Genomic DNA, 8,540 nt, shown 5'->3' on the forward strand with positions numbered 1-8,540 from the left:
CCCGCCCGTCGTCTATCAACCCGGTTACGCGCTGCAGGGACCAACCCCATTACGACTATGCAGGGACCGACGACGGACGAGGCACCCGGCCAACCGCTTGACCAGAACGTCTTACGCTGATGAGAGTTCGTCAAGAATCGCGGGGCACGGTGAACCACACCGTCGAGCCGGTGACGCCGGCCTCGCCGCCGTGCGCGTGCACGACGTCCGCGACGATCGCCAGGCCCAGCCCGGCGCCGCCGGTCACCGAGCGCGCGGGGTCCGCCCGCCAGAAACGCTCGAAGGCGTGCGCCGCGGCGTGCTCGTCCATTCCCGGCCCGTCGTCGGTCACCTCGACCCGCACGACGGACTCCCCCGGCACGACCCGCACCAGGGCCGCCGTGCCGGGCGGGGTGTGCGCGCGCACGTTGGCGAGCAGGTTCGCCAGCACCTGCCGCAGCGCGGCGACGTCGCCGGTGACCCGGCACTCCGCGGGGGCGTCGACCGTGAGCGGGCGTTCCGGTTCGACCGCCAGCGCGTCCGCCACCGCGTCGTGGACCAGCGCGGTCAGGTCGGCCGGTTCGCGGACCGGCGGCGGCGAGGCGTCCAGCCGGGCCAGGTAGAGCAGCGAGGTCACCATCGCGCCCATCCGGCCGGCCTCGTCCTCCAGGCGGCGCAGCACGTCCGGCCGCTCCCGGACATCGACCACCCCGGTACGGATCAGCTGCAGATAGCCCTTGATCGACGTGACCGGGGTGCGCAGCTCGTGCGAGGCGTCCGCCACGAAGTCGCGCATGCGCCGCTCGGACCGTTCCCGGGCGGCCATGGCGGCCTGGATCCGGGCGAGCATCCCGTTGATCGCCAGGGTGAGCCGGCCGACCTCCGTACGCGCACCGCCCGGCGGGTCCGGTACCCGCCGGTCGAGCTGCCCGTCGGCGAGGTCCGACGCGGCCGCCGCGATGCCGTTCAGCGGGCGCAGCCGCCGGGCCACCAGCCAGCGCGCGGCCGCCGTCAACAGCACCAGCACGACGATCGACGTGGCCACGGCGACGAGCAGCAGCCGGCGGACGGTGTCGCGCAGCGGTTGCAGCGGCAGTGCCACGAGCACGGTGACGTCCGCGTCATGCACCACCACGGCCCGGTAACCGTGGACGTTCTGCGGCCCCGGCCGGTCCAGCGCCGCCTGCTCCAGCAACGGGCGGGCCGGCAGCGGGGTGCCCGCCACCACCCGGACCGGGGCGTCGTCCCCGCGCCGGAGCTCGATGACGTACTCGGTGACCGAGACGACCTCGCGGAACGTCTCCTGACGCTGTGCCGGGTCGACGGAGAGCAGCGCCGTGCGGGTCTGCGCCAGCCGCGCGGCCGCGGCGAGCTGCTCGTCGGTGCGTTCCAGCAGGTACGCCCGCATCGCCAGCACCGCAGTCGCGCAGACGATCAGCAGCGCGGCCGCGGTCAGCCCGGCCGTCGTCAGCAGCAGCGACCGGCGCAGGGTCACGGCTGCCCGGCCCGCAGCGCGTACCCGAAGCCGCGGTGGGTGACGATCAGCGAGGGTCCGTGCCGATCGAGCTTGCGGCGTACGTAGCCGACGTAGGTGTCGACGACGTTGGAGTCGAGGTCGTACTCCCACACGGCCCGCAGCAGTTCCGCGCGAGACAGCACCCGGCCGGGATTCTGCAGGAAGTAGCGGAGCAGCTTGAGCTCGGTCGGCGACAGCTGCACCGCGGCGCCGGCCCGCCGTACGGTCAGCGTGTCCTGGTCGAGCTCCACGTCGGCGTACCGCAGCACGGGGTCCGGCGCCGCCGCGGCCCGGGTCCGGCGCAGGACGGCGCGCAGGCGGGCGAGCAGCACCTCGACGTCGAACGGCTTCGTGATCCAGTCGTCCCCGCCGTACGCGAGCCCCGTGATCAGGTCCTGGCGCGCGTCGCGGGCCGTGAGGAAGACGACGCCGGCGTCGCAGCCGCCGGCCCGCAGCCGCCGGCACACCTCGCGGCCGTCACCGTCGGGCAGCATGACGTCGAGCAGCACCAGGTCGGGACGGTGCTCGGCGGCCAGGGCCAGGGCCGCGGCCCCGGTGCCGGCGGTGTCCACCACGAACCCGTGGAAGGACAGCACCGTCTCCAGCAGGTCGACGATGTTCGGCTGGTCGTCGACGACGAGGATGCGCGCGGTCATGGCATCCCCATCAGATCACGCCCCGATGAGAGCGGGATGAGAGTCGTGACCCGGCTCAGCCCTTGACCGCTCCGGTGAGGCCGCCGACGATCCGGCGTTCGAAGAGGCTGAAGAACACCAGCGCCGGGATCATCGACAGCGACGTGAACGCCAGCACCTTCGCCGTGTCGACCGAGTACTGCGACGAGAAGGCCTGCACGCCCAGCGGCAGCGTGAAGCTGTCCTGATCGTTGAGGATGAACAGCGGCAGCAGGTAGCTGTTCCAGCTGCCGATGAACGCGAGGATGCCGGTGGTGATCAGGCCGGGCACCGACAGCGGCAGCACCATCCGCCAGAAGAAGCCGAGCCGGCTGCAGCGGTCGATGGCCGCGGCCTCCTCGATCTCCTTCGGGATGGCCCGCAGGAACGGGACCAGGATGATGATCGTCGTCGGGAGGGCGAAGGCGATCTGCGGCAGGATCACCCCGGGCAGCGTGTTCACCAGCCCGAGGTTCTTCACCAGGATGTAGAGCGGCGTGATGGCGACCGTCACCGGGAACATGAGGCCCGAGGCGAACAGCGCGTACATCGCCCCCCGGCCGCGGAACTTGTAGCGGGCCAGCACGTAGCTCGCCATGACGCCCAGCGTGACGACCGCGACGGTGGTGATCAGGGCGACGATGGTGGAGTTGCCGACCTGGCGCCAGAACGTGTCGCTCGTCAGCACGTCGGTGTAGTTGGCGCCCACCCACGGGTGCGGCAGGCCCGCGGGGTCGGTGATGATCTGCGAGTTGGTCCGGAAGCCGCCCAGGATGATGTAGATGACGGGCCCGAGCATGACGCCGATCAGCAGGAGCGCGGCGGCGTAGACGGCCGGGTTGCCCCAGCGGGTGTCGTTCCTGGCCACGGCTACTGCCCTCCGGTGAGCGCGCCCTCGGTGTCCCGGCGCAGGACGAACCGCTGGTACACGAGCGCGATGATCAGTGAGATGAAGAAGATCACGACGGCCACCGCGTTGCCGTAGCCGTAGTTCGCCGCGTTGCGCCCCTCGACGACCATGTACGTGGCCATCGTGGAGGTGCCCGCGGTCGACGCGACGTACTGGCCCCAGATGATGTAGACCAGGTCGAACAGCTGCAGCGCGCCGATGATCGACAGGAACGCCCAGATCCGGATGGTCGGCCCGAGCAGCGGCAGCGTGATCCGCCTCTGGGTCTGCCAGTACGAGGCCCCGTCGACGGCCGCCGCCTCGGACAGCTCCTCGGGGATGTTCTGCATGCCGGCCAGGAAGAGGATCACCGCGAAGCCGACGTACTTCCAGGTGAGGATGAACATCAGCGTCCAGATGGCGAGGCTGCGGTTGGCCAGCCAGTCCTGGGCCAGGCCGTCGAGGCCGGTGGACCGCAGGACGTCGTTGACCGCGCCGCCGGCCTGCAGCATGAGCGCCCAGGCGGTGCCGACGATGACCTCGGCGATCACGTACGGCACGAAGATGAGCACCCGGATCAGCGACTGGCCGCGTACCTTCCGGTTGAGCAGAAGCGCGAGGCAGATGGCGATCGGGCCCTGCAGGATCAGCGACAGCACCACGATCTGACCGTTGTGCCACAGCGCCTGGTGGAACGAGCTGTCCGTCAGGATGGTGCGGTAGTTGTCGAGGCCGACGAAGTTGGTCGGCTTCCCGTAGCCCTTCCACTTGTAGAAGCCGTAGTACGCGGCCATCACCACCGGGAAGATCACGAAGCCGACGAACATCAGGAGCGCGGGGCCGGACAGCGCCGCGATCTCCAGCCGCTGGGCCCAGCCGATTCCACGCCGGCGGGGACGCAGCGGAGGCGGCGTCTGACCGCCACCTCCGCTGCGTACGCGCTTGCCGGACGCGTCCTCGGTGACCGTGGTGCTCTTGCCACCGACGTTGCTGCTCATGGCTCGGCTACCCCTCAGCCCTTCTTGGCTGCGTCGTTCACGGCCTTGATGATCCCGGCGACGTCACCCTTGCCGGCGAGCAGGTTCACGACGCCGACGTTGAGGGCGTTGCCGACGTTCTGGCCGTACACCGTGTCGAGCCATTGCGAGACGTACGGCGCCTTGTTGTAGGCGTCGAGGACGGCCTTGAGGTAGTCCTCGGTGACCGCGCTCTGCGCCTGCTTGCTGACGGGGATCGCGTTGAAGGCCTTGTAGTACCCGACCTGCGCGTCCTTGGTGAGGATGTAGTTGAGGAAGTCGGCGCACTCCTTCGGCGCCTCGGCCGAGCAGGAGTAGCCGTCCGCGCCGCCCATGATCGCGGCCGGGTCGCCCTGGCCGCCGGGGACCGAGGGGAACGGGAAGTAGCCGAGGTCGGGCAGCGGCTTCGTGTCCTTGGTCAGCGAGGCGATGACGCCCGGGTCCCAGGCGCCCATCAGTTCCATGCTCGCCTTGTGGTTGGCCACCAGGCCCGCCGAGCTGCCCGCGCCCTGCTGGGCGGAGGTGGTCAGGAAGCCCTCGGTGAACGGCTTCGTGGCGGCGAAGGCCTTGAGGTCCTCGCCGGCCTTGGTCCAGCACGGGTCGGTGAAGGTCTTGTCCTTGGCGGCGGCGTCGAGCGTGGCCTTGCTGCACGCCCGCAGCGCGAAGAAGTAGTACCAGTGGGCGGCCGGCCAGGCGTCCTTGCCGCCGAGCGCGATCGGCTTGCCCTTCGCCTTGAGCTTGGTGACGGCCTGGTTCAGGTCGTCCAGCGTGGCCGGTGGCGTGGTGACGCCGGCCTCCTGGAAGAGGTCCTTGCTGTACCAGAAGCCGCCGGGCAGGATCGCGACCGGTACGGCGTACGTCTTGCCGTCCACCTGCCCGGTCTGCAGCGCGGCGTCACCCACCGCCTGCTTGGTCTCGGTGGTGATGTCGTTGGTGACGTCCTTGAGCTGGCCCGCCTCGACCATGGCGGCCATCTTCCCGCCGCCGCGCTGCAGGAAGATGTCGGGCGCCGAGCCGGAGTTCAGCGCGGTCTGCAGCTTGCCGTCCAGGTCCTCGTTCTGGACCTGCTGAACCTTGATCTTGACCTTGGGGTTGGCGGTCTGGAAATCGGCGACCGTCTTGTCCCAGAACGCCTTACCGGGCCCGGTCGTGGCGTTGTGCCAGAACGACATCGTGACGGTGCCCCCGGAATCGGAGCCGCCGTCGTCGCCGCTGCACGCCGACAGGCCCATGGCGCCCAACGCCACCACGGCCGTCAATGCGAGGGTCCTGATAGGTGCCATGGAGCCCACCTCTCGATACCGGAAGTTTCGGAATAGTTCCGAAAGATGGCGCTCAAACTATGGAGAGTTTGAATCACCTGTCAAGGCATTCGTCGTGATCATTGGTAACACGTACGTAACGCTCGGCTGGCCTATAGTGACCGCGGGCGTGTTTCCCCTTTCGTAAGTTTCTAGAAACTTTAGGAGTACGCATTGACGACAGTCGAGCTCGGCCACCGTTTCGGTACCGCGCTGCTGAGGTTGCTCGACGGCGAGGGGCAGCCGCTCGCCCACCGCGACGTGGTCGTCGAACAGCGCACGCACGCCTTCTCGTTCGGCAACATCGGCTTCGACCTCGTCGCCGTGGCGAACGGCCGAACCGAGTCAGCCGGGCTCGCCGACCTGTGGTTCGGCGTCTTCAACACGGCGACGCTGCCGTTCTACTGGGGCCAGTTCGAGCCCGAGCCCGGCCGCCCCGACACGGCGCGGCTGCGCCGGGCCGCGGAATGGTTCACCGGCCACGGTTGCCAGGTCAAGGGCCACCCGCTGCTGTGGCACACGCTGGCACCCGACTGGCTGCGCGAGCTGCCCACGGACGAGGTCGAGACCCGGGTACGCGCCCGCATCCGGCGTGAGGTCGCCGGACTCGCCGACGTCGTGCCCATGTGGGACGCCATCAACGAAGCCGTGATCATGCCGGTGTTCCGCAACGAGCCGCACCGCAACGCGATCACCCAGCTGGCCTGGGACCGCGGCCGGATCGCCACCGTACGGCTGGCCTTCGAGGAGGCCCGCGCGGCGAATCCCGCGGCGACCCTGGTCCTCAACGACTTCGACATGTCCTCGGCGTACGAATGTCTGATCGAGGGTGTGCTCGAGGCCGGCATCCGCGTCGACGCCCTCGGCCTGCAGAGCCATATGCACCAGGGCTATTGGGGCGAGGAGCGGACGCTCGCCGTTCTGGACCGGTTCTCCCGTTTCGGGCTGCCGATCCACATGACGGAGACGACGCTGCTGTCGGGCCATCTGATGCCCCCGGAGATCGAGGACCTGAACGATTACCAGATCCCGTCGTGGCCCTCCACGCCGGAAGGCGAGGAACGGCAGGCCGACGAGATCGTGCGGCATTACCGCACGCTGCTGTCGCATCCCGCGGTCCAGGCGATCACCTATTGGGGGTTGTCGGACGAGGGGTCCTGGCTCGGCGCCCCCTGCGGCCTGGTGCGCACCGACGGCACACCGAAGCCCGCGTACGACGCGCTGCGGGAGCTGGTGAAGGAGCAGTGGTGGCTCGCTCCCACGAACCTCCGCACGGACGACGCCGGGCGCGTCGAGGTACGCGGCTTCCTCGGTGACTACGGCGTGCACTGCGCCGGGCGTACGGCGTCCTTCACCCTTGCCGCGCCCGGCGAGGCACAGACCACTCTGAGGCTCGACGGTCAGTCGGCGCGATAGACGGCCCGGTCGAAGTCGGCGAACCCGCCCTCGGCGCCCAGGTCCTGCACCCAGAGCCCGACGAAGGCACCGGTGAAGCCCCAGGCCTCCGGTTCGCCGGGGACCATCGTGACGGCGTACTCGTCGGACAGGGTCGTGGCGTCGAACGTCCCGCCGACCTGCTGCCAGGCCGTGTCCGAACCCGGGTCCGGGGTGTAGGCGAAGGTCAGCGCCGGGCCGTCGAACCGGATGCGCAGGCCCAGCCGCCGGACGTCGCCGAGCGCGACGCGCGTGCCCTGCGCCACGGTGACACGGCCGCTGTCGCAGCACAGCACGTCGAGGACCGCGGCGCCGTCGTCGTCCGCGGTCACGTGCAGGTAGTACCAGTTGCGGCAGTTGTAGTAGGCGGTGACCCCGGCCAGCTGGTTGTAGGTGGCGGGCTCGACCTCGCACGTCGCCTCGAAGGTGCAGTGCGGGGCCGTCACCCGGCGCGCCACGAGGCTCGGCCGGTGCCGGGCCATCGGCGACTGACCGCCGTGGATCCGCAGGTGCGACGGGCGGGCGGACAGGTCGATCCAGTCGGGCGTGGCCGGGCGGCGCAGCGTCGACCAGTTCACGCCGAGCACGGGGGCGTCGAAGTCGTCGTCCTCGTACTGCTCCGAGGAGAGCGCGCGGGTCGTCGCCGGGGCGCCGGTGGGCGCGGGGACCTGCACGGCCGGCACGCCGTCGGCGATGCAGGGCCAGCCACCGGCCGGCCACTCCACCCGCTGCAGGGCGGTCTCCCGGCCGAGCACGCAGCGGCCCGACGGCGCGTACGGCCGGGCGACGAGGTGCGCCAGGTACCACTCGCCGGAGGGCGTCTGCACCAGGCTGCCGTGGCCGGCCTTCTGCAGCTCCAGGTCGGGGCGGCCGGCCGAGGTCAGCAGCGGGCCGGCCGGATCCACCTCGTACGGTCCGAGCAGGTCCTTCGACCGGGCGACGGTGACCTGGTGCGTCAGGCTCGTGCCGCCCTCCGCCGTGACGAGGTAGTACCAGCCGTCCTTGCGGTAGATGTTCGGGGCCTCGGTCAGTCCGGCCTCGGTGCCCTCGAAGATGAGGTGGTCCGGGCCGACCAGGCGGCGCTCGTGGCGGTCGTACTGCTGGAGCGAGATGCCCGCGAACCGGTTGCGGCCGGGCCGCCAGTCGGCGCGCATCGACAGCATCCAGGTCGTGCCGTCCTCGTCGTGGAACAGCGACGCGTCGAAGCCACGCCCGTGCAGGACCACCGGATCCGACCACGGTCCGTCGATGCTGGGCGCGGTGACCAGGTAGTTCTGCGGATCCCAGTAGCCGGCCGCGAACGTGGCGACGTTGGTGTAGAGCAGATGGAACAGCCCGTCGGCGTACGACAGGCAGGGCGCCCAGATCCCGCAGGAGTCGGCGGTGCCGGCGAGGTCGAGCAGCCGGCGCTCGGTGAGCACGCCACCGAGCGGCTGCCACGTGACGAGATCGGTCGAATGGTGCACCCGTACGCCCGGGTACCACTCGAACGTCGACGTGGCGATGTAGTAGTCGGCACCGACCCGCACTATCGAGGGGTCCGGATGAAATCCCGGCAGCACCGGGTTCCGGATGATCCGGTCACCGGTCCCGCCCGCACCGGCGGTGGACACCGCGGGCTTGGCGATCGTCATGAAGGTCCTTCTGCTGATGGTGGCGGGGGGGGGGGGGGGGGCCGCCCCCCCCCCCCCGGGGGGGTAGGGGGGTGGGTGGGGGGGGGACCGGGGGGGG

At 70.4% G+C, this 8,540-nt stretch carries 7 protein-coding genes; 1 reads left to right on the forward strand and 6 read right to left on the reverse strand.

Translation table 11 applies throughout. The features are described from left to right. Positions 1-130: 130 nt before the first annotated feature. From IT780_RS35200 to IT780_RS35220, 5 genes are all read right to left on the reverse strand, one after another. Positions 131-1,474, reverse strand: a complete 1,344-nt coding sequence (locus IT780_RS35200; protein WP_199516173.1) for a sensor histidine kinase — start codon at positions 1,472-1,474, stop codon at positions 131-133. Further along, a complete protein-coding gene (locus IT780_RS35205; RefSeq protein WP_199516174.1) occupies positions 1,471-2,151 on the reverse strand; it encodes a response regulator transcription factor in 681 nt (226 codons plus the stop codon). Before IT780_RS35205 ends, IT780_RS35200 begins: the two co-directional genes overlap by 4 nt. A gap of 55 nt (positions 2,152-2,206) precedes the next feature. Further along, positions 2,207-2,968, reverse strand: coding sequence for a carbohydrate ABC transporter permease (locus IT780_RS35210; RefSeq protein WP_233414038.1), 762 nt, complete (start codon positions 2,966-2,968; stop codon positions 2,207-2,209). 71 nt (positions 2,969-3,039) lie between these two features. Further along, positions 3,040-4,056: a carbohydrate ABC transporter permease gene (locus tag IT780_RS35215; protein ID WP_199516176.1), complete on the reverse strand. Its 1,017-nt coding sequence runs from the start codon at positions 4,054-4,056 to the stop codon at positions 3,040-3,042. Positions 4,057-4,070: 14 nt separating this feature from the next. Then, positions 4,071-5,357: an ABC transporter substrate-binding protein gene (locus tag IT780_RS35220; protein ID WP_199516177.1), complete on the reverse strand. Its 1,287-nt coding sequence runs from the start codon at positions 5,355-5,357 to the stop codon at positions 4,071-4,073. Positions 5,358-5,549: 192 nt separating this feature from the next. Between IT780_RS35220 and IT780_RS35225 the strand changes: the two genes are divergently transcribed. After that, positions 5,550-6,791 carry an endo-1,4-beta-xylanase gene (locus IT780_RS35225; RefSeq protein ID WP_199516178.1) on the forward strand — a complete coding sequence of 414 codons (1,242 nt, stop codon included), beginning with the start codon at positions 5,550-5,552 and terminating at the stop codon, positions 6,789-6,791. Here IT780_RS35225 and IT780_RS35230 read toward each other — a convergent pair. Beyond that, complete coding sequence (locus IT780_RS35230) at positions 6,776-8,443, reverse strand: glycoside hydrolase family 43 protein (protein WP_199516179.1); 1,668 nt, start codon at positions 8,441-8,443, stop codon at positions 6,776-6,778. The two genes, IT780_RS35225 and IT780_RS35230, sit on opposite strands and share 16 nt — an antisense overlap. Positions 8,444-8,540 lie beyond the last annotated feature (97 nt).

Origin of the sequence: Nucisporomicrobium flavum, from assembly GCF_016464385.1 — a bacterium.
GTDB lineage: Bacteria > Actinomycetota > Actinomycetes > Mycobacteriales > Micromonosporaceae > Actinoplanes > Actinoplanes flavus_A.